The organism is Delftia sp. ZNC0008, from assembly GCF_000799035.1.
Lineage (GTDB): Bacteria > Pseudomonadota > Gammaproteobacteria > Burkholderiales > Burkholderiaceae_C > Comamonas > Comamonas tsuruhatensis.
In genome coordinates, this window is the sequence record NZ_JTKZ01000378.1 from 1 (window position 1) to 19865 (window position 19865).

General features: G+C 67.6%; 21 protein-coding genes. 17 read left to right on the top strand and 4 right to left on the bottom strand.

All coding sequences use genetic code 11. From position 1 onward, the window contains the following. Both L995_RS12440 and L995_RS12445 read right to left on the bottom strand, forming a co-directional pair. On the bottom strand, positions 1-193 hold a 193-nt coding region (locus L995_RS12440; protein ID WP_047472050.1), incomplete at its 3' end, for an SDR family NAD(P)-dependent oxidoreductase. Between the two features lie 105 nt (positions 194-298). Then, positions 299-1186 (bottom strand): LysR family transcriptional regulator, encoded by an 888-nt coding sequence (locus L995_RS12445; RefSeq protein WP_016450439.1) that lies wholly within the window; start codon positions 1184-1186, stop codon positions 299-301. Between the two features lie 123 nt (positions 1187-1309). On the opposite strand from L995_RS12445, the gene L995_RS12450 reads away from it, so the two are divergent. From L995_RS12450 to L995_RS12515, 14 genes are all read left to right on the top strand, one after another. Beyond that, on the top strand, positions 1310-2182 hold the full coding sequence (locus L995_RS12450; RefSeq protein ID WP_047472051.1) for an amidohydrolase family protein: 873 nt from the start codon (positions 1310-1312) through the stop codon (positions 2180-2182). Beyond that, positions 2179-3180 carry a tripartite tricarboxylate transporter substrate binding protein gene (locus L995_RS12455; protein ID WP_047472052.1) on the top strand — a complete coding sequence of 334 codons (1002 nt, stop codon included), beginning with the start codon at positions 2179-2181 and terminating at the stop codon, positions 3178-3180. Before L995_RS12450 ends, L995_RS12455 begins: the two co-directional genes overlap by 4 nt. 183 nt (positions 3181-3363) lie before the next feature. Beyond that, positions 3364-3882, top strand: a complete 519-nt coding sequence (locus L995_RS12460) for a hypothetical protein (protein WP_047472053.1) — start codon at positions 3364-3366, stop codon at positions 3880-3882. 180 nt (positions 3883-4062) lie between these two features. Next, a complete protein-coding gene (locus tag L995_RS12465) occupies positions 4063-5187 on the top strand; it encodes a 4-oxalomesaconate tautomerase (protein WP_047472054.1) in 1125 nt (374 codons plus the stop codon). A 101-nt stretch (positions 5188-5288) separates the two neighbouring features. Further along, positions 5289-6665 (top strand): MFS transporter, encoded by a 1377-nt coding sequence (locus tag L995_RS12470; RefSeq protein WP_016454680.1) that lies wholly within the window; start codon positions 5289-5291, stop codon positions 6663-6665. 37 nt (positions 6666-6702) lie between these two features. Beyond that, positions 6703-7731: an amidohydrolase family protein gene (locus tag L995_RS12475; RefSeq protein WP_016454681.1), complete on the top strand. Its 1029-nt coding sequence runs from the start codon at positions 6703-6705 to the stop codon at positions 7729-7731. A gap of 32 nt (positions 7732-7763) precedes the next feature. Continuing rightward, positions 7764-8447, top strand: a complete 684-nt coding sequence (gene ligK, locus L995_RS12480; protein WP_012206250.1) for a 4-carboxy-4-hydroxy-2-oxoadipate aldolase/oxaloacetate decarboxylase — start codon at positions 7764-7766, stop codon at positions 8445-8447. A 10-nt stretch (positions 8448-8457) separates the two neighbouring features. Next, positions 8458-9375 (top strand): amidohydrolase family protein, encoded by a 918-nt coding sequence (locus tag L995_RS12485; protein WP_047472056.1) that lies wholly within the window; start codon positions 8458-8460, stop codon positions 9373-9375. Positions 9376-9423: 48 nt separating this feature from the next. Next, the gene (gene ligA / locus L995_RS12490) at positions 9424-9882 is read left to right on the top strand and encodes a protocatechuate 4,5-dioxygenase subunit alpha (protein WP_016450431.1); all 459 of its coding nucleotides are present in this window, start codon (positions 9424-9426) and stop codon (positions 9880-9882) included. Between the two features lies 1 nt (position 9883). After that, positions 9884-10753, top strand: a complete 870-nt coding sequence (locus tag L995_RS12495) for a class III extradiol dioxygenase subunit beta (RefSeq protein WP_047472058.1) — start codon at positions 9884-9886, stop codon at positions 10751-10753. A gap of 82 nt (positions 10754-10835) precedes the next feature. Next, a complete protein-coding gene (locus L995_RS12500; protein WP_016450429.1) occupies positions 10836-11795 on the top strand; it encodes a Gfo/Idh/MocA family oxidoreductase in 960 nt (319 codons plus the stop codon). A 167-nt stretch (positions 11796-11962) separates the two neighbouring features. After that, on the top strand, positions 11963-12847 hold the full coding sequence (locus tag L995_RS12505; protein ID WP_047472059.1) for a 4-hydroxyphenylpyruvate dioxygenase: 885 nt from the start codon (positions 11963-11965) through the stop codon (positions 12845-12847). Positions 12848-12912: 65 nt separating this feature from the next. Further along, positions 12913-13809, top strand: a complete 897-nt coding sequence (locus L995_RS12510; RefSeq protein ID WP_047472060.1) for a sugar phosphate isomerase/epimerase family protein — start codon at positions 12913-12915, stop codon at positions 13807-13809. Positions 13810-13883: 74 nt separating this feature from the next. After that, complete coding sequence (locus L995_RS12515; RefSeq protein ID WP_047472062.1) at positions 13884-14909, top strand: aldo/keto reductase; 1026 nt, start codon at positions 13884-13886, stop codon at positions 14907-14909. 16 nt (positions 14910-14925) lie between these two features. Here the strand turns inward: L995_RS12515 and L995_RS12520 are convergent, their stop codons facing one another. Both L995_RS12520 and L995_RS12525 read right to left on the bottom strand, forming a co-directional pair. Continuing rightward, a complete protein-coding gene (locus tag L995_RS12520; RefSeq protein WP_231574418.1) occupies positions 14926-15363 on the bottom strand; it encodes a nuclear transport factor 2 family protein in 438 nt (145 codons plus the stop codon). Between the two features lie 17 nt (positions 15364-15380). Then, positions 15381-16151, bottom strand: a complete 771-nt coding sequence (locus tag L995_RS12525) for an IclR family transcriptional regulator domain-containing protein (RefSeq protein WP_047472064.1) — start codon at positions 16149-16151, stop codon at positions 15381-15383. Positions 16152-16337: 186 nt separating this feature from the next. On the opposite strand from L995_RS12525, the gene L995_RS12530 reads away from it, so the two are divergent. From L995_RS12530 to L995_RS12540, 3 genes are all read left to right on the top strand, one after another. Beyond that, the gene (locus L995_RS12530; RefSeq protein ID WP_016450424.1) at positions 16338-17732 is read left to right on the top strand and encodes an MFS transporter; all 1395 of its coding nucleotides are present in this window, start codon (positions 16338-16340) and stop codon (positions 17730-17732) included. A 35-nt stretch (positions 17733-17767) separates the two neighbouring features. Beyond that, on the top strand, positions 17768-18601 hold the full coding sequence (locus L995_RS12535) for a shikimate dehydrogenase family protein (protein ID WP_047472065.1): 834 nt from the start codon (positions 17768-17770) through the stop codon (positions 18599-18601). A gap of 91 nt (positions 18602-18692) precedes the next feature. Further along, positions 18693-19844: a porin gene (locus L995_RS12540; protein WP_047472067.1), complete on the top strand. Its 1152-nt coding sequence runs from the start codon at positions 18693-18695 to the stop codon at positions 19842-19844. Positions 19845-19865 lie beyond the last annotated feature (21 nt).

The window sequence follows — 19865 nt, forward strand, 5'->3', positions numbered from 1 at the left end:
CCAGCGCGATGGCCTGGCCGCCGTCCTGCTCTATCTCCGCCACCAGGGCCTGCAGTTCCGGCTGGCGGCGGGCCGTGAGCACCAGCTTGGCGCCGTGGCGTGCGAACAGCGTGGCGGCTTCGCGGCCTATGCCTGAGCTGGCGCCCGTGATGAGGGCGACTTTTCCTTGGAGTTGCTGTGACGATGGCTGCATCTGGCACCTTTTCTTTCCGTGAATGAGGGAAAGCGGTTTGTAGTGCGGCGCAGGCGCGGGCGCATCCCGTTTCTTGCACCGGTGCGGCGCCAATGCGGGCCGCACTCAGTCTTTGCCCAGGTCCAGGTGTGCGAACAGGTCGGCCAGCGTGGGCGTGGAGCGTGCGGGCCAGATGGCGCTGAGGTCCAGGCTGGGCAGGGACCGGCCATCGCGCACTTCGCAAAATCGCACGCCGCGAAAGTCCATGGAGCGTATCCAGCTGGGCAGCAGTGCCACGCCGCAGCCGCCGGCCACGCAGGCCAGCACGGTGAGGGTCCGGTTGGCCTCCTGCGCCACATGGGCTTCGTGGCCTGCCTTGCGCAGCGCGTCGAGGATGCCGGCATGCAGCACGGGCAGCTGGGCCTGCGGGTACATGACCAGCCCGGCCTCGGCGATCTGCGCCAGGCTGACCTGGCCGTCCTCGCCGATCTGGAATTCGTCGGGCACGGCGGCCACCAGACGCTCGCGCAGCAGCTGGCGCTCGCGCATGCGCCCGCCCACGGCCACGGGTGTGTGCATGAGGCCGATGTCGATGGCGCCGGTCTGCAGAGCCTCGGCCTGCTCGGCATTGCTCATCTCGCGCAGGATGACGCGCACGCCGGGCGCCTGCTGCCGCAGCGCGCGCAGGGCGCGGGGCAGGGTGCCGAACAGCGCCGAAGACACCAGGCCCACGGTGAGCTGGCCTGCACTGCCCCTGGCGATCTCGCGCGCGCGGCTGGCGGCGGCATCTATGCGGGCCACGCTGGTGCGCACGTCATCCAGCATGGCCAGGGCGGCCGGCGTGGGCAGGGCGCCCTGGCGCGAGCGCTGGAACAGCTGCACGCCCAGGTCTTTCTCCATGCGGGCCAGGGTCTGGCTCAGCGCGGGCTGGGCAATGCCCAGCCAGTCGGCTGCGCGGCTGACGCTGCCCTGGTCCACCACCGCCAGAAAGTAGCGCAGATGCCGGGTTTCCATATCGATCCAGTATGAATAAATCCATTTTGAAGAATGGAAATATATATCCCTCGTTCCTAGAATCCGGCCGCATACCCCCTGCGCCGCATCCTGTGCCGCGCCACCCGCAAGGAGTTTTTCCCCGTGTCTGCCCTGCCCAGGTTCGCCATTGCGTCCAGCGTCGATACCCATGCCCATGTCTTCGAGCGCGGCCTGCCCATGCCCGATGTGCGCCGCTACGCGCCCGACGCAGATGCGGCCCTGGCCACGTATCTGCAGCACCTGGACACGCACGGCCTGGCCTATGGCGTGCTCGTGCAGCCCAGCTTCCTGGGCACGGACAACCGCTACATGCTCCAGGCCCTGCGCGCCCGGCCGCAGCGCCTGCGCGGCGTGGCCGTGGTCGATGACAACACGGGCGAGGACCACCTGCAGGCCCTGGCCGATGCCGGCGTGGTGGGCATGCGCCTGAACCTGATCGGCCTGCCTTTGCCTGATCTGAATGCCCCCGGTTGGCGCCGCGTGCTGGAGCAGGCCAACACCCTGGGCTGGCATGTGGAGCTGCACCTGCAGGCCGGGCGCTTGACTGACCTGCTGCCCACCCTGCTGGCGGCCGGCTGCCGCGTGGTGGTCGATCACTTCGGGCGTCCTGACCCGGCCCTGGGCGTGCGCGACCCTGGCTTTGGCTATCTGCTGCAACAGGCCGGCAGCGGCCGTGTGTGGGTCAAGCTGTCCGCGCCCTACCGCATCTGGCCCGCCGCCGACTGCGCCGCCTCGGGGCGGCAGGCCACCGCGCAGTTGCTGCAGGCCTTTGCGGCCGAGCGATTGCTCTGGGGCAGCGACTGGCCGCACACCCAGCACGCGGGCCAGGCCAGCTATCCGGCGGCCGTGCGCTGGATGCACGACTGGCTGGACCCGCTGGACGATGCCGCCTCGCTGCAGGCCGTGCTGGGCCGCAGCGCCGTCGAGCTGTTCCGATTTCCGAGCCCGATTCAAACCCAAGGAGACACACCATGAAATCCCTGTCCAGACGCACCGCCGGCCTGTGGGCGGCCGCAGGCCTGATCTCGGCCGTTGCCGGCATGGCCGCGCCAGCCGCTGCGGCTGCAGCGGCCAACTACCCCGAGCGCCCCGTCACCCTGGTCGTGACCTATCCGCCGGGCGGCACCGTCGATGTGGTGGCGCGCCTGATCGGCCCCCGTCTGTCTGCCGAGCTGGGCCAGCCCGTGGTGATCGAGAACCGGGGCGGGGCAGGCGGCATGATCGGCGGCGCCCAGGTGGCCAAGGCCCAGCCCGACGGCTACACGCTGATGCTCGATGCCTCCAACCACGCGCAGAATCCCGCCATCCACGCGCGCATGCAGTTCGATACGCTCAAGGCCTTCGCGCCGGTCTCGCTGCTGCTGCGCGTGCCCAATGTGCTGGTGGTGGCGCCTTCGTCCCCCATCAAGAGCGTGCAGGACCTGATCCAGGCCGGCCGCTCCGAAGCGGGCGGGCATCTGTACTTTGCGTCGGCAGGCCCGGGCTCGGCCCAGCACCTGGCGGGCGAGCTGTTCAACCTGCTGGCCAGGACGCAGCTGCACCATGTGGCCTACAAGGGCGGCGGCCCGGCCATGATGGACGTGATGTCGGGCCAGGTGCCGCTGATGTTTGCCAGCATGGGCTCGGCCTGGCAGCACGTGAAGACCGGCAAGCTGCGCGCGGTGGCCGTGGGCGGGCTGGAGCGCTCCAAGGCCGCCCCCGAGCTGCCGACCATTGCCGAGTCGGGCGTGCCCAGCTACGAGACCTACGAGTGGAACGCCATCTTTGCGCCGGCCGGCACGCCGCCCGCCATCGTGAACCGGCTGTCCACGGTGCTGGCCAAGGTGCTGCGCGAACCCGCCATCGTGGAGCGGCTCGCTGGCATAGGTGCCGAGCCCATAGGCTCCACGCCGGCCGAGCTGGAGACATTCCGCCGCGCCGAGATCGCCAAATGGCAGAAGGTGGTGAAGGATTCGCGGCTCAAGCTGGACTGAGCGCGTGCAGGCCAGAAAGCGGACCATTGCGGTTTGCTGTACACCGCGGGCAGCCTTGGCGCGTTGAGCAGGAACGGGCGCTGGCTTGAACGGGTTCTTACACCTTTTCAGGCGCAACGGCCCATGCGGCCCCAGGCGCTTGGTAGAAACGGGGCCTTTCCTGTTTCACCCCTTCAAAAGAACATGGCCATGCTTACCTTGCGATCCACCTTGCGCGCCGCGGCCGCCCTTGCGCTGGCCTGCTCGGCCCTTGCGGCCCAGGCGCAGACCTATATCAGCGGCTCGGTCTCGGGCCAGCTGGCTCCGGGTGTCTACGGCACCGTGGACATAGGCAATGCCCCGCCTCCGCCGCTGCTGTACCAGCGGCCCGTCATCATCGCGCCGGCGCCCATGGCCCCGCCGCCGGTCTACATGTGGGTGCCGCCCGGCCATGCCAAGCACTGGGGCAAGCACTGCGCACGCTACGGTGCCTGCGGCCGCCCGGTGTACTTCCTGCGCAATCCGCCGCCGCACTGGCGCGCCGGGCCGCCGCGCCACGATCCTCGCTGGCGCGAGGAGCGCCGCCACCGCGAATGGGAGCACCGCCGCGATGACCGCCGCTGGGACCGTGACGACCGCCACGATCGCCATGGCGGGCGTGGTGATGACCACCGTGGCCCCGGGCATGGCCATGATCGCGGCCGAGGCCATGGCCGCGATTGAGCAGCACCGCACAAAAATAAGTTGTATCAAGCAGTTGCGGCGCACGGGCGCCGCAACCCGCAGCGCAAGCCTGGCACTGAGCTATGCCGGTTTGCTATAGCTGCTAGCGGGCTTGCTCAGTAGTGCCTGACCCGCGCCATGCTCACAATAGCTGTCATACCCATACTGATAGAGACAGCCATGCAAACGGCCATTCCCTGCCTGCTGATGCGGGGCGGTACTTCCAAGGGCCCCTTCTTCCGGGCCACCGATCTTCCCTCCGACCTGCCCACGCGTGACCGCGTGCTGCTCGCGGCCATGGGCTCGCCCGACAAGCGGCAGATCGACGGCGTGGGTGGCGCGCATCCGCTGACCAGCAAGGTCGGCATCGTCAGCCTCTCCGACAAGGAAGGCATCGACCTCGAATTCCTCTTCGCCCAGCTGCAGCCCGACAAGGACACGGTGGACACCACGCCCAACTGCGGCAACATGCTGGCCGGCGTGGTTCCCTTTGCGCTGGAGACCGGCATGGTGCAGCCGCGTGGCGAGACCAGCACCTTCCGCGTGCTGACGCTGAACACCGGCATGGCGGCCGACATCACGGTGCAGACGCCCGGCGGCCAGGTGGAGTACGAAGGCTCGGCCCGCATCGACGGCGCGCCCGGCAGCTCGGCACCCATCGAAATCAGTTTCCTGGACACGGCCGGCTCGGTCTGCTCGGGCCTGCTGCCCACGGGCAAGCCCCGGGACACGGTCACGGTGACGGGCGAGGGGTTCGAAGATTTCACGCTTGACGTCACCTGCATAGACAACGGCATGCCGCTGGTGATCTTCAAGGCCGCCGACGTGGGCGCCACCGGCCTGGAGACCGTGGCCGAGCTCAACGCCGACACCGACCTCAAGCGCCGCATCGAGGCGCTGCGCCTGCAGATCTCGCAGACCATGGGCCTGGGCGATGTCTCGGCCAAGAACTATCCCAAGATGACCCTGATCGCGCCGCCCCAGCATGGCGGCGCGCTGACCACGCGCAGCTTCATCCCCCATGTCTGCCATGACGCCATCGGCGTGCTGGCGGCCGTCACCGTGGGCACGGCGGTGAAGATGCCGGGCACCGTGTGCGAGGGCGTGGCACAGCTGCAGCAGGGCACGGGTCCGCTCACCGTCTCGGTGGAGCATCCCACGGGCGAGTTCAGCGTCACGCTGGACAGCGACCCGGCCCATCCCGACGTAGTGACCAAGGCGGCCCTGCTGCGCACGGCGCGCCTGCTGATGCGTGGCGAGGTCATGGTGCCGCGCTCGGTCTGGGACGGCCGCAGGCAGGACTGAAGAAACAGCGCAGGGGCTTGCCGGCCCCTGCGGTGCAAGGGGCGGGCCGCGCGCGCAGATGCGGTATCCGCCAGGCTGAGAGACAGTGGAAGAGACAAGTCATGACATCCGTCCAGAAGGACGCCGCAGCAACCGGCGTCAATGTGCAGACCCTGCTCAACGAGCACCCGTTCTCGGGATTCCAGTGGGTGATCTTTGCGCTGTGTTTCCTGATCGTTCTGCTCGATGGCTTTGATACGGCGGCCATCGGCTATATCGCGCCCTCGCTGATCACCGAGTGGGGCGTGAGCAAGCCCGCGCTGGCGCCCGTGCTCAGCGCTGCGCTGTTCGGCCTGGCCGCAGGCGCGATCTTCTCGGGCCCGCTGGCCGACCGCCTGGGCCGCAAGACCGTGCTCGTGGGCTCGGTCGCGGTGTTTGCCGTGGCCTGCCTGGGTTCCGGCTTTTCCCCCGACATCTGGACCCTGGCCGTGCTGCGCTTCGTCACCGGCCTGGGCCTGGGCGCCGCCATGCCCAATGCCGTCACGCTGATGAGCGAGTACTGCCCTGATTCGCGCCGTGCCACGCTGACCAACGCCATGTTTTGCGGATTTCCGCTGGGCGCGGCCTTCGGTGGCTTTCTGGCGGCCTGGATGATCCCGCATTTCGGCTGGCGCAGCGTGCTCATCCTGGGCGGTGCCGCGCCGCTGCTGCTGCTGGTGGCCCTGGTCGTGCTGCTGCCGGAGTCGGTGCGCCACATGGTGGCCAACAACTACCCGGCCGATCGCATCCGCAAGGTTCTGGCGCGCATTGCCGGTGATGCCGTGCAGGGCGTGCAGCGTTTCGTGCTGACCGAGGCCAGGCCCGAGGCCCAGGCCGGCAGCGGCATGGGCGTGGTGCTCTCGCGCCAGTACCGCGTGGGCTCGGTGATGCTGTGGATCGCCTACTTCATGGGCCTGGTCATCTTCTACGCGCTGATGAACTGGATGCCCGTGCTGTTCAAGGAAGCGGGCCTGGACCCCAAGACCGGCACCCTGGTGGCGGCGCTGTTCCCGCTGGGCGGCGTGGGCGCCGTGCTGTTCGGCTGGCTCATGGACCGCTTCAATGCCAACCGCATCATCGCCATCGGCTATGCGCTGACGGCGGCCTCCATCTGGTGGATAGGCCAGACGGCCGGCCACCTGGGCTGGCTGGTGGTGGCCGTCTTCCTGGCCGGCACCATCATGAACACCGCCCAGTCGTCCATGCCGGCGCTGGCCGCCGCCTTCTATCCGACACGCGGCCGCGCCACGGGCGTGGCCTGGATGCTGGGCATCGGGCGCTTCGGCGGCATCGCGGGCTCCTTCCTGGTGGCCGAGCTGTCGGCGCGCCACATGGCCTTCAGCGAGATCTTTGCCGTGGTGGCCATTCCTGGCGTGATCGCCATGGCCGCCCTCATCATCAAGCAGTACAGCAGTCCCGAGCCGCAGGGCGGCGCGGTGCCTGCCACGCCCCTTCATTGACACATTCCCACCCCATAAAGACGCAGGAGACCCTCCGATGATCATCGACGTACACGGCCACTACACCACCGCGCCCGCGGCCCTGGGCGCCTGGCGCGACCTGCAGATCGCGGGACTCAAGGACCCGTCCAAGGCCCCGCGGGCCAGCGAGCTGAAGATCAGCGACGACGAGATCCGCGAGACCATCGAGACCAACCAGCTCAAGCTGATGAAGCAGCGCGGCTCCGATCTCACCATCTTCAGCCCGCGCGCCAGCTTCATGGCGCACCACATCGGCGACTTCGAGACATCGAGCACCTGGGCCGCCATCTGCAACGAGCTGTGCTACCGCGTCAGCCAGCTGTTCCCCGATCACTTCATCCCGGCCGCCATGCTGCCGCAGTCGCCCGGGGTGGACCCCAAGACCTGCATTCCCGAGCTGGTCAAGTGCGTGGAGCAGTACGGCAACGTGGGCATCAACCTGAACCCCGATCCGTCAGGCGGCCACTGGACCTCGCCCCCGCTGTCGGACCGCTCCTGGTACCCCATCTACGAAAAGATGGTGGAGTACGACATCCCGGCCATGGTCCACGTCTCCACCAGCTGCAACGCGTGCTTCCACACCACGGGCGCCCACTATCTGAATGCCGACACCACGGCCTTCATGCAGTGCCTGACCAGCGACCTGTTCAAGGACTTCCCCACGCTCAAGTTCCTGATCCCCCATGGCGGCGGTGCCGTGCCCTACCACTGGGGCCGTTTCCGCGGCCTGGCGCAGGAACTCAAGAAGCCGCTGCTGGACGAGCACCTGCTCAACAACATCTTCTTCGACACCTGCGTCTACCACCAGCCGGGCATCGACCTGCTGACCAAGGTGATCCCGGTCAAGAACATCCTGTTCGCCAGCGAGATGATCGGCGCCGTGCGCGGCATCGATCCGACCACGGGCCACTACTACGACGACACCAAGCGCTACATCGAGGCCACGGCCAACCTCACCGAAGAAGAGCGCTACCAGGTCTACGAAGGCAACGCGCGCCGCGTGTTCCCGCGCCTGGACGCCGCCCTCAAGCAAAAGGGCCTGTAAGCAGGCCGCCACCACAGATCAAGGAGAACACCATGTACGAACTCGGTGTGGTTTACCGCAACATCCAGCGCGCCGACCGCGCGGCCGCCGACGGCCTGGCCGCCCTGGGCTCGGCCACCGTCCACGAGGCCATGGGCCGCGTGGGCCTGCTCAAGCCCTATATGCGTCCCATCTACGCGGGCCAGCAGGTCTCGGGCACGGCCGTCACCGTGCTGCTGCAGCCCGGCGACAACTGGATGATGCATGTGGCCGCAGAGCAGATCCAGCCCGGCGACATCGTGGTCGCGGCCGTGACCTCGGAATGCACGGACGGCTACTTCGGCGACCTGCTGGCCACCAGCTTCCAGGCGCGCGGCGCGCGTGCGCTGATCATCGACGCCGGCGTGCGCGACGTGAAGACGCTGCAGGAAATGAACTTCCCCGTGTGGAGCCGCGCCATCTCCTCCAAGGGCACGATCAAGGCCACGCTGGGCTCGGTCAACATCCCCGTGGTCTGCGCAGGCATGTGGGTCACGCCCGGCGACGTGATCGTGGCCGACGATGACGGCGTGGTCTGCGTGCCCGCCGCCAAGGCCGCCGAAACCCTGGCTGCCGCGCAAAAGCGAGAGAGCTTCGAGGGCGAGAAGCGCGCCAAGCTGGCTTCCGGCGTGCTGGGCCTGGACATGTACAAGATGCGCGAGCCGCTCGAAAAGGCCGGCCTTCGTTACATCGATTGAAGGAGGGAACATGAGCGCTTTTGAAAAGACCCCCGGCTGGCTGGACTGGTACGCCGGCCCCTCCAAGCCCAAGTTCCGGGTGCCCGCAGGCGCCGTCGATGCGCATTGCCACGTCTTCGGCCCTGGCGATGAATTCCCGTTCGCGCCCGAGCGCAAGTACACGCCCTGCGATGCCAGCAAGCAGCAGCTGTTCGCGCTGCGCGACCACCTGGGCTTTGCGCGCAACGTCATCGTGCAGGCCACCTGCCACGGCGCCGACAACCGCGCCATGGTCGATGCCTGCAAGGCCGCCGGCGGCAAGGCGCGCGGCGTGGCCACGGTGCGCCGCAGCGTGACCGACGAGGAACTGCAGGAACTGCACGCCGCCGGCGTGCGCGGCGTGCGCTTCAACTTCGTCAAGCGCCTGGTGGACTTCACGCCCAAGGACGAGCTGATGGAGATCGCGGGCCGCATCGCCAAGCTCGGCTGGCATGTGGTCATCTACTTCGAGGCCGTGGACCTGCCCGAGCTGTGGGATTTCTTCACCAGCCTGCCCACCACCGTGGTCGTGGACCACATGGGCCGCCCCGACGTGAGCAAGCCCGTGGACGGGCCCGAGTTCGAGCTGTTTCTCAAGTTCATGCGCGAGCACCAGAACGTCTGGAGCAAGGTCAGCTGCCCAGAGCGCCTGTCCGTCACCGGCCCCAAGGCGCTGGACGGCGAGCAAAATGCCTACCGTGACGTGGTGCCCTTCGCCCGCCGCGTGGTCGAGGAATTCCCCGACCGCGTGCTGTGGGGAACCGACTGGCCCCACCCCAATCTGAAGGACCACATGCCCGACGACGGCCTGCTGGTCGATTTCATCCCGCACATTGCACCGACTGCCGAGCTGCAGAAGAAGCTGCTGGTCGACAACCCCATGCGTCTGTACTGGCCCGAAGAAGCCTGATGGCGACCATGTCCGGCCTGGGTGCCGGACATATTCAAGGAGATATCCATGGCATTGGACAAACCCTATCTGGACGTGCCCGGCACCATCATTTTTGATGCCGAGCAGTCCCGCAAAGGCTACTGGCTCAACCAGTTCTGCATGTCGCTGATGAAGGCCGAGAACCGCGAGCGCTTCAAGGCCGACGAGCGTGCCTACCTGGACGAATGGGCCATGAGCGAGGAGCAGAAGCAGGCCGTCCTGGCCCGCGATCTGAACTGGTGCATGCGCACGGGCGGCAACATCTACTTCCTGGCCAAGATCGGCGCCACGGATGGCAAGAGCTTCCAGCAAATGGCCGGCTCCATGACCGGCATGTCGGAAGAGGAATACCGCAACATGATGGTGAGCGGAGGCCGTTCGGCCGAAGGCAACCGCCGCGTGGGCGAGGAGGGCGATGCCCAGGCCCACCGCCAGCCGCAGGGCAAGGCCGGCAGCGTGGACAAGAACAACAAGGAAGGCAACTGACATGGCGCGCATCACCGCATCCGTCTACACCTCGCATGTGCCCGCCATCGGCGCGGCCATGGACCTGGGCAAGGTGGGCGACCCCTATTGGCAGCCGCTGTTCAAGGGCTTCGAGCACTCGCGCCAATGGCTCAAGGACAACAAGCCCGACGTGATCTTCCTGGTCTACAACGACCACGCGACCGCGTTCAGCCTGGACTTCATTCCGACGTTTGCCATCGGCACGGCCGCTGAATACCAGCCCGCCGACGAAGGCTGGGGCCCGCGCCCCGTGCCCAAGGTCATCGGCCATCCGGAACTGGCCAGCCACATTGCGCAGTCGGTGATCCAGCAGGACTTCGACCTGACCATCGTCAACAAGATGGACGTGGACCACGGCCTGACCGTGCCGCTGTCGCTGATGTGCGGCGAGCAGGACGCGCGCACGGGCGCCTGGCCCTGCCCGGTGATTCCGTTTGCCGTCAACGTGGTGCAGTACCCCGTGCCGTCGGGCCAGCGCTGCTTCAACCTGGGCCGCGCCATCCGCCGCGCCGTGGAAAGCTTCGACGAAGACCTGAACGTGCAGATCTGGGGCACGGGCGGCATGAGCCACCAGCTGCAGGGCGCGCGTGCGGGCCTGATCAACAAGGAGTGGGACAACCGCTTCCTGGACCTGCTGATCGAGAACCCTGCCGGCCTGGCCAAGATGCCGCATATCGACTACGTGCGCGAGGCTGGCTCCGAAGGCATCGAGCTCGTGATGTGGCTGATCGCGCGCGGCGCCATGGCCGATGTGGACGGCCCCGCGCCGCTGCCCAAGGTCAACCACCGCTTCTACCATGTGCCCGCGTCCAATACGGCCGTGGGACATCTCATCCTGGAGAACGGCTGAGGCCCCCACGTTCATCACTGCGTGTATTCACTGCCCCCCGAGGGGGCCTTCGCCTCCTTGAGGCGGCTCTACGGAGACTCATATGAGCAACAAGACCATCAAAGTCGCCCTGGCGGGCGCCGGTGCCTTCGGCATCAAGCACCTGGACGGCATCAAGAACATCGACGGCGTGGAAGTCGTCTCCCTGGTGGGCCGCGAGCTGGCCAAGACCCAGGAAGTGGCCGACAAGTACGGCATCCAGCATGTGACCACCGAGCTGGCCGACAGCCTGGCCCTGCCCGAGGTGGACGCCGTCATCCTGTGCACGCCCACGCAAATGCACGCCGCCCAGGCCATCGAATGCCTGAAGGCCGGCAAGCATGTGCAGGTGGAGATCCCGCTGGCCGACAGCCTCAAGGACGCGCAGGCCGTGGCCGATCTGCAAAAGCAGACCGGCCTGGTGGCCATGTGCGGCCATACGCGCCGCTTCAACCCCAGCCACCAGTGGGTGCACAAGAAGATCGCGGCCGGCGAGTTCAACATCCAGCAGATGGATGTGCAGACCTACTTCTTCCGCCGCACCAACATGAACGCGCTGGGCCAGGCCCGCAGCTGGACCGACCACCTGCTGTGGCACCACGCTGCCCACACCGTGGACCTGTTCGCCTACCAGGCCGGCAGCCCCATCGTGAAGGCCAACGCCGTGCAAGGCCCCATCCACCCGGAACTGGGCATTGCCATGGACATGAGCATCCAGCTCAAGGCCGCCAATGGCGCCATCTGCACGCTGAGCCTGTCGTTCAACAACGACGGCCCGCTGGGCACCTTCTTCCGCTACATCGGCGACACCGGCACCTACATCGCGCGCTATGACGACCTCGTCAACGGCAAGGAAGAGAAGATCGACGTTTCCAAGGTCGACGTGTCCATGAACGGCATCGAGCTGCAGGACCGCGAGTTCTTCGCCGCCATCCGCGAAGGCCGCGAGCCCAATTCCAGCGTGGCCCAGGTGCTGCCCTGCTATCAGGTCCTGCACGATCTGGAAAAACAGCTCACCCCCTGAGCCGCTTCGCGTCTTCCCCCTGAAAGGGGGACGACACCCTCGGTGCGGGGCGGCCCTTCCTCGGTGTCTCTGAGTTGGGCCGCGCCAGTTTTACGCGTATTTGATCGTAGGAGAGCGATGCCACTTGGGCGTGGCACGACGATCATGTTTCCACCCGGAGTACCGCAATGACCGATTCCTCCTCCAGCAGCCGGGAAGACGTGCCCGAGGCGTCCAATCGCCTCGGGATCGACGGCATAGAGTTCATCGAGTACACGACCAGCCAGCCCCAGGCCCTGGGCCAGGTGCTGGAGGGGCTGGGCTTTCGCCCCGTGGCGCGGCACCGCTCGCGCGAGGTGACGCTGTACCGGCAGGGGGACATGAACCTGGTGGTCAATGCGGGCGCCGCCGATGTGCTGGCCCATGCCGCCTCGGACGGGCAGCCCGTCATCTCGGCCGTGGCGCTGCGCGTGCAGGATGCCCTGCAGGCGCATACGCGCTGCATCGAGCTGGGAGCCTGGGCGGCGCCCAGCCAGGCCCAGGCGATGGAGCTGCACATCCCGGCCATCCACGGCCCGGGTGGCAGCCGCTTCTACTTTGTCGATCGATGGCAGGAGTTCTCCATCTACGACATTGATTTCAAGCCCATCGCCGGGGCCGATTCCCATCCACCGGCGCTGGCCGGCCTGGGCTATTTCGGCGTGGTCCAGTACATAGGGCGTGGCCGCAGCGCCGACTGGATCACCTACTTCGAACGCATGTTCGACTTCCACCTGCTGCCCGACGCGCAGCGCTTCGGCATCCTGCCCAAGGGCAAGCTCATGCGCAGCCCCTGCAAGCGCTTCCTGTGGCAGCTCATCGAGCCCGATCCGGGCCTGGAGTGGGACGACATGCCCGAGCGCCTGCAGCGCATCGGGCTGGGCACCACCGACGTGCCTGGCGCCGTGCAGGCGCTGCGCCAGCGCGGCGTGGAGTTCGTGGAATCGAGCCGCCTGCACCCCGATGACCGCGGCGCGCTCACGCGCAACGCCATGGGCACCGTGGTGTTCGAGCTGGTGCACCGCGACGCCTAGCGCAAAGCCTGGCGCGCCGCCGTCCGATTCAACCGCCGATACACACAACGATCCTGGAGGGCAACATGGGCTTGCTGGACAGCTATGGCATGGACACCATCACTCTGAATGGCTCGCTGGAGGCCAAGCTCGACGCCATCCGGCGCGCGGGCTTCACCCAGGTCATGCTCAGTGCGCGCGACCTGGCCGGCCACCCCGGCGGCGTCAAGGCGGCTGCGGCGGCGGTGCGCGCCAGCGGCCTGCGGCCCACGGGCTTTCAGGTGCTGCGCGACTTCGAGGGCCTGTCCGACCACCTGCACCACTACAAGGTGGACATCGCCAAATCCATGCTGGAGATGTGCGCCGAGATCGGCAGCCCCGTGCTGCTGGCCTGCTCGTCCACCTCGCGCCATGCCACGGGCGACCTCGACGTGATTGCGCGCGACCTGCGCAAGCTGGCCATGCTCGGCATTCCGCTGGGCGTGAAGATCGCCTACGAGGGCCTGTCCTGGGGCCGCAACGTCAACGAATTCACCACCAGCTGGGACGTGGTCTGCCGCGCCGACATGTCCAACCTGGGCATCGGCCTGGACTCCTTCCACATCCTGGCCGCCAAGACGCCGCTGGATGCGCTGGAGCTGATCGACCGCGACAAGATCTTCCTGGTGCAGCTGTCCGACTTCATGTGGCATGACGCGCCCACCTTCGAGGAACGCATGACCACGGCGCGCACCTTCCGCGTGTTTCCGGGCGAGGGCGTGCACAGCGAGCGCCTGGCCGACCTGGTGCTGCGCCTGGACCGCTTGGGCTACCGTGGCGACTACAGCTTCGAGGTCTTCAACGACGACTACCAGCAACTGCCGCTGGACACCGTGGCCGAGCGCGCGCGCCGCAGCGCGCAGTGGCTCAACGACGACGTGCTGCACCGGCCCGTGCCGCTGCCGGCCTGGGCGCGCACAGGCGTGCGGGGCGCTGCGGTTTGACGGCAAAATCGTTGTGCGAATGCACTGCAAGGGAGCGCCGGCCGCTCCCTTTCTTCTTTTCCCTGTGAGCCACCATGACCAACCTGTCCACACGAAACCTGGGTCCCTTCTCCGTCAGCGCCGTCGGCCTGGGCTGCATGAACCTCAGCCACGCCTATGGCCATCCGCCGTCGCCCGAGCAGGGCAGGGCCGTGCTGCATGCGGCGCTGGACGCCGGTATCACGCTGTTCGACACGGCGGCGCTGTATGGCTTCGGCGCCAATGAATCCCTGGTCGGCCCCGTGCTCAAGTCCCACCGCAACCACATCACCCTGGCCAGCAAATGCGGCATGGCTGGCGTGCGCGGCGACGACGGCGTGGTGCGCCGCGTGATCGATGGCCACCCCAGGACCCTGCGCCGCAATTGCGAAGACAGCCTGCAGCGCCTGGGCACCGATGTCATCGACCTCTACTACCTGCACCGCTGGGACCGCCGCGTGCCCATCGAGGAATCGGTGGGCGAGATGTCGCGCCTGGTGGAAGAGGGCAAGGTGCGCGCCCTGGGCCTGTCCGAGATCGGCGCCGACGCGCTGCGCCGCGCCCATGCCACCTTCCCCATCGCCGCGCTGCAAAGCGAGTATTCGCTGTGGTCGCGCAATGCCGAGCTGGGCACGCTGCAGGCCTGCAAGGAACTGGGCATTGCCTACGTGGCCTTCAGCCCGCTGGGCCGCGCCTTCCTCACCGGCAAGCTCCAGAAGGTCGAGGGCCTGGTCAAGGGCGATATCCGCGCCGCCATGCCGCGCTTCGCGCCCGAGGCCTATGCGAAGAACCTGCAGCTGCTCGCGCCCATGCAGTCCATTGCCGAGCGCGCCGACTGCACGCTGGCCGAGCTGGCCATCGCCTGGGTGCTGCATCAGGGCGAGCATGTGATTGCCCTGCCGGGCACCACCAGCGTGGACCACCTGCACGAAGACCTGCGCGGCGGCGCCGTGCGCCTGGATGCGGCCCTGCTGGCCGAACTGGACGACCTCTTCAAGCCCGAGCGCATCCAGGGCGACCGCTATGCCGTGGCCTCGCAGCGCGAGGTGGATACGGAAAAGTACGCGTTCGAGACCGTCTGAACACGCCGCAGGCCGCTCATGGCATGGATGCGGCCAGGTCGAATGGCGCCGTGGGCGTGCCCTGGTGGAAGCGCATCTGCCAGCCCCGCGCCGTGCGCAGCCAGACCGAAGAGCGCAGCGTATGCCGGCCGGCCGTTCCATCCTCGGCCACGCTGGCCGAGCGGTAGGTCAGCAGCGCGCTGTCCGGTCCCAGGCGCGCCAGCGCAAAGCCGCCTGACACCAGCCGGGCAGGAGCCTGTGCTGGCAAGGCGTCCGCCAGGCTGTCCACGGTGGCGGCCCGGTCGTGCACGCCGCCCGATCGGCCGAATTCCAGAAAGTCTTCATGCAGCAGCGCCTGCAGCTGGCCTGCGTCCGATCGCACCTGCGGATCGTGCAGCTGCACTTCCAGTGCCTGCAGATGCTGCAGCAGATGGTCGTCGCCGCCATGCATGTCCAGGTCAGGAAGTTGCGCCATGGCCATGTCGTTCACCATCAGATCAGATCCCGCATGGCCTGCGCCGTCTCGCGCAGCATGGGCAGCACGCGCGCCACGGCGTCCTTGCCGGTTTCGCGGCCCATGGGCATGGTGATGTTGAGGGCGCCGGCCAGCGCGCCGTGGCGGTCGCGCAGCGGCACGGCAATGCCGCGCGAGTCCAGGTTCAGCTGCTGCTCGCACAGGGCCCAGTCCTGGGTGCGGATCAAGGCCAGCTCGCGGCGCATTTCGGCGGGGCAGGTGATGGTGTGCGAGGTGAAGACCGTCAGCGCGCGGTTGTCCAGCCAGTGCTCCAGCTCGGCGTCGCTGCGCATGGACAGCATCAGCATGCCGGCCGCCGTGACCTGGGCCGGCACGCGCGCGCCCAGCACGTAGCCGGTGTTCATGTTGCGGTTGGGTCCGTTGCGCGCGATGTAGACCACCTCGTCGTCGTCCAGCACCGCCAGGTAGGCGGTTTCATGGGTGCCGGCGGCCACGCGCTGCAGGAACGGCTGGACGATGCGCGGCAGCCGCGCCGACTCCAGGTACGACTGCCCCAGCCGCAGTACGCGCGGCGTGAGCCAGAACAGCTTGCCGTCCCCCGCCACATAGCCCATGTGCTGCAGCGTCAGCAGGTAGCGCCGCGCGGCGGTGCGCGCCATGCCCGTGCGCTGGCCGGCCTCGGCGGCCGTCATGCGCGGGTGGGCGTCGTCAAAGGCTTCGATGATCGATACGCCGCGTTCCAGTCCGGCAATCCAGTCGCGCTGGGCGAGGGTGGAAGGTGTTGTCATGACGGTTTTGATTTTTCCGGATTAACCCTGGGTGCGTGCGATTATCGAACAGCGCCGTGCGATCAGCGCACATGCCTTTCGAAATTGGCTTGGGCGCATCCATAGGCGGGAACTACATTTTTTACATCCCGCCGGCCTGGCCGCAAGCATCGGGCAGGGGCCTTTTCTACATGGAGGAGACAACACATGAGCGCAACCCCGATACACACACAGCCCACCGGGCACCAGCCGCGCAAGGCCGCCACCAGCGGCTGGATAGGCTCGGCCCTGGAGTACTACGACTTCTTCATCTACGCCACGGCGGCTGCGCTGATCTTTCCGCAGATCTTCTTTCCGCAGGGTGATCCGGCGATTGCCATCATCGCCTCGCTGGCCACCTATGGCGTGGGCTATGTGGCGCGGCCCATCGGCGCCTTCGTGCTGGGCCATCTGGGCGATACGCACGGGCGCAAGCAGGTGCTGGTGTGGTGCATGTTCCTGATGGGCTTTTCCACCATCGCCGTGGGCCTGCTGCCCACCTATGACCAGGTCGGCCTGTGGGCGCCCGCGCTGCTGGTGCTGATGCGGCTGATACAGGGCTTTGCGGTGGCCGGCGAGATCTCGGGCGCCAGCTCCATGATCCTGGAGCATGCCCCGTTCGGGCGGCGCGGCTTCTTCGCCAGCTTCACGCTGCAGGGCGTGCAGGCCGGCCAGATCCTGGCAGCGGCTGTGTTCCTGCCGCTGGCGCACTACATGCCTCCCGAGCAGTTCAACAGCTGGGGCTGGCGCATTCCCTTCATCCTGAGCTTCGTCGTCATCATCGCGGGCTGGATCATCCGCCGCGAGGTCAACGAGACCCCGGCCTTCACCGCCGCAGGCCGCAGCGAGGCGCGTCCGCGTTCGCCCGTGGTCGAGGCCTTCCGCCACCATTCGCCCGACATGCTGCGCGTGGTCTGCATGGCGCTGATGAACGTGATCCCGGTGGTGGCCACCATCTTCGGCGCGGCCTACGCCGTGCAGCCCGCCTACGGCATCGGCTTCGCCAAGGACATGTACCTGTGGATTCCCGTGGTGGGCAACATCGTCGCGGTGCTGGTGATCCCCATGGTGGGCAACCTGTCCGACCGCATCGGCCGGCGCCCGCCCATCATCTTCGGCGCGCTGCTGTCGGGCCTGCTGGCCATCGGCTACCTCTACGCCATCAGCGAACGCAACATGCCGCTGGCCTTCGCCATGTCCATCCTGATGTGGGGCGTGGTCTACCAGGGCTACAACGCGGTGTTCCCCAGCTTCTACCCCGAGCTGTTCCCCACCCGCACCCGCGTCTCGGCCATGGCCATCTCGCAGAACGTGGGCACGGCCATCACCGCCATGCTGCCCGCGCTGTTCACGGCCGTGGCGCCTCCGGGTGCGCACAACATCTGGCTGACCGTGGGCCTGATCGCCTTCGGCATCACCGTGGTGGCCGCCCTGGCCGCGTGGAGCGCCCGCGAGACCTACCGCGTGCGCATGGAAGACCTGGGCGAGGCCGGTGCGCAGCCCGTGGCAGCTGCCGAGTACGACCGCCTGCGCAACCAGGCCCTGGCCCAGTCCGGCCGCTGAATCCTGCAACCCAAGGCATCCGAAGGCCCCAGGAAATGATTTCCGGAAAAACCACCCTCATCGCCCACATCGGCGACCCGACCGAGACCTTCAAGTCGCCCATGATCTACAACCCGTGGTTCGACGGCCGGGGCATAGACGCCTGCGTCGTGCCCATGGGCGTGAAGGCGGCGCATTTCGCCGGCGACTTTGCCGCCATCATGCGTTTCACCAACCTGCGCGGCGCGCTGATCACCATGCCGCACAAGGTGTCCGTGGTGGACCTGGTGCACGAGGTCACGCCCGCCGTGCACATTGCAGGCGCCTGCAATGCCGTGCTGCGGCGCGAGGACGGCACGCTGCTGGGCGACCAGTTCGACGGCGCGGGCTTTGTGCGCGGCGTGCTGCGCAAGGGGCGGCAGTTGCAGGGCGCGCGGGTGCTGATTTCCGGGGCGGGTGGAGTGGGCTCGGCGATTGCCGCCTCGCTGGCGGCGGCCGGCGTGGGCGAGCTGATGCTGTTCGACACGCGGGACGAGAGCGCGCAGGCCCTGGCCGGTCGGCTCGCTGCCTACTACCCGAGGATGAAGGTGGGCACGGGCTCCAGGGACCCGCAGGGCTTTGACGTGGTCGTCAACGCCACGCCGCTGGGCATGAAGGACGATGACCCGCTGCCGTTCGATGTGCAGCGCATCGCACCCACCGCCTTTGTGGGCGAGGTGGTGATGAAGTCCGAGTTCACGCCGCTGCTGCGCGCCGTGCGCGACAAGGGCTGCGACTTCCAGGTGGGCACGGACATGCTGTTCGAGATGATTCCCGCCTACCTGGAATTCTTCGGCTTCGGCAGCGCCACGCCCGACGAGCTGCGCGCCACCGCCCACATCTCCTACTGATCCAGCCAACAGACAACCGGCCCTGGATGCGTCCGGGGCAGGGCGCAGCCACGCCCGAAAAAGCATTTTTCACAGAGAAGGAGACAAGAACATGCAACAGCAAATGCACCAGACACCGCGAGTGCCGCAGCGCGGGGCCCTTCGCATCCTGGCCCTGGCCACCGTGCTGGGCGCCTGGGGAGCGGGCGCCCAAGCCCAGTCCTCGGTCACCATCTACGGCAGCGTGGACCAGTACATCAACCACATGCGCAGCAGCTCGGGCGCATCCATGACCACGCTGGAGGACGGTGCCCTGCTGCGCAGCCGCCTGGGCTTTCGCGGTCAGGAAGACCTGGGTGGCGGCCTGTACGCGAAGTTCCAGCTGGAGATGGGCATCAACGCCGACAACGGCACGCAGGCCGACAGCACGCGCGGCTTCGACCGCCAAAGCTGGGTGGGCCTGGGCGGCGGCTGGGGCGAGGTGCGGCTGGGCCGGCAGAACACCGTGATCTTCGGGCGCGGCGACTACATCGACTTCACCTCGCGCACCTTGGGATCGATGGTCAACAACTTCGGCGTGCCCTCGCGCTTCGAAAACGACATCTCCTACACCTCGCCGCGCATGGCCGGCTTCCTGTTCGAGGCCCACTACGCCATGGCCGAGACCGGTGCTCCAGCGCGCCAGGCCATCTACCAGCTGGGCCTGGACTACCTGAACGGCCCCTACCGCGTCGGCTATGCCGGGCTGTATGCGCGTGCGCCGCAGAGCGCGGCCTATACCGACGCGGTCCGCTACGACAACCTCTACGCCAACTACGACTACGGCAAGGGCAAGGTCCAGCTGGCCTTTGTGCGGTCCAACAACAGCACGGCGGGCTCGGCGGGCAACAACACGGGCACGGTGCTGGGCAATGTGGGCGGGTTGGTGGCGGGCACGAACGCCGACGTGCGCCGCTTCTACCGCGTCTGGCAGCTGTCGGCCGACTACCGCGTGACGCCGCAGCTGCGCGTGGGCGCACTGTGGGGCCGCATACAGGATGGCTCGGACAGCGGGCGCGGCGCATCGGGCGGCGCGGTCGCGGCCTACTACGACCTGTCCAAGCGCACCATGCTCTACGCGGTGGCCGAGCAGTTGAAGAACGACCGCAATGCGGGCTTTAGGCTGGCGGCCTCGGGCGGCATGAAGCCCAACTTCACATCGGCCGACGACGTCAACGGCCGCACCATCAAGGGCGTGCAGCTGGGCGTGCTGCACCGCTTCTGAGGGGGCATGCCATGGACGCGG

Excerpts from the sequence above, each read along its gene's own strand:
- L995_RS12470 (WP_016454680.1), top strand. The coding sequence starts at position 5,289 with ATGACATCCGTCCAGAAGGACGCCGCAGCAACCGGCGTCAATGTGCAG.
- L995_RS12535 (WP_047472065.1), top strand. The coding sequence starts at position 17,768 with ATGATTTCCGGAAAAACCACCCTCATCGCCCACATCGGCGACCCGACC.
- L995_RS12500 (WP_016450429.1), top strand. The coding sequence starts at position 10,836 with ATGAGCAACAAGACCATCAAAGTCGCCCTGGCGGGCGCCGGTGCCTTC.
- L995_RS12445 (WP_016450439.1), bottom strand. The coding sequence starts at position 1,186 with ATGGAAACCCGGCATCTGCGCTACTTTCTGGCGGTGGTGGACCAGGGC.
- L995_RS12460 (WP_047472053.1), top strand. The coding sequence starts at position 3,364 with ATGGCCATGCTTACCTTGCGATCCACCTTGCGCGCCGCGGCCGCCCTT.
- L995_RS12525 (WP_047472064.1), bottom strand. The coding sequence starts at position 16,151 with ATGACAACACCTTCCACCCTCGCCCAGCGCGACTGGATTGCCGGACTG.
- ligK (WP_012206250.1), top strand. The coding sequence starts at position 7,764 with ATGTACGAACTCGGTGTGGTTTACCGCAACATCCAGCGCGCCGACCGC.
- L995_RS12530 (WP_016450424.1), top strand. The coding sequence starts at position 16,338 with ATGAGCGCAACCCCGATACACACACAGCCCACCGGGCACCAGCCGCGC.
- L995_RS12540 (WP_047472067.1), top strand. The coding sequence starts at position 18,693 with ATGCAACAGCAAATGCACCAGACACCGCGAGTGCCGCAGCGCGGGGCC.
- L995_RS12485 (WP_047472056.1), top strand. The coding sequence starts at position 8,458 with ATGAGCGCTTTTGAAAAGACCCCCGGCTGGCTGGACTGGTACGCCGGC.
- L995_RS12495 (WP_047472058.1), top strand. The coding sequence starts at position 9,884 with ATGGCGCGCATCACCGCATCCGTCTACACCTCGCATGTGCCCGCCATC.
- L995_RS12520 (WP_231574418.1), bottom strand. The coding sequence starts at position 15,363 with ATGGCGCAACTTCCTGACCTGGACATGCATGGCGGCGACGACCATCTG.
- L995_RS12505 (WP_047472059.1), top strand. The coding sequence starts at position 11,963 with ATGACCGATTCCTCCTCCAGCAGCCGGGAAGACGTGCCCGAGGCGTCC.
- L995_RS12475 (WP_016454681.1), top strand. The coding sequence starts at position 6,703 with ATGATCATCGACGTACACGGCCACTACACCACCGCGCCCGCGGCCCTG.
- L995_RS12515 (WP_047472062.1), top strand. The coding sequence starts at position 13,884 with ATGACCAACCTGTCCACACGAAACCTGGGTCCCTTCTCCGTCAGCGCC.
- L995_RS12510 (WP_047472060.1), top strand. The coding sequence starts at position 12,913 with ATGGGCTTGCTGGACAGCTATGGCATGGACACCATCACTCTGAATGGC.
- ligA (WP_016450431.1), top strand. The coding sequence starts at position 9,424 with ATGGCATTGGACAAACCCTATCTGGACGTGCCCGGCACCATCATTTTT.
- L995_RS12455 (WP_047472052.1), top strand. The coding sequence starts at position 2,179 with ATGAAATCCCTGTCCAGACGCACCGCCGGCCTGTGGGCGGCCGCAGGC.
- L995_RS12465 (WP_047472054.1), top strand. The coding sequence starts at position 4,063 with ATGCAAACGGCCATTCCCTGCCTGCTGATGCGGGGCGGTACTTCCAAG.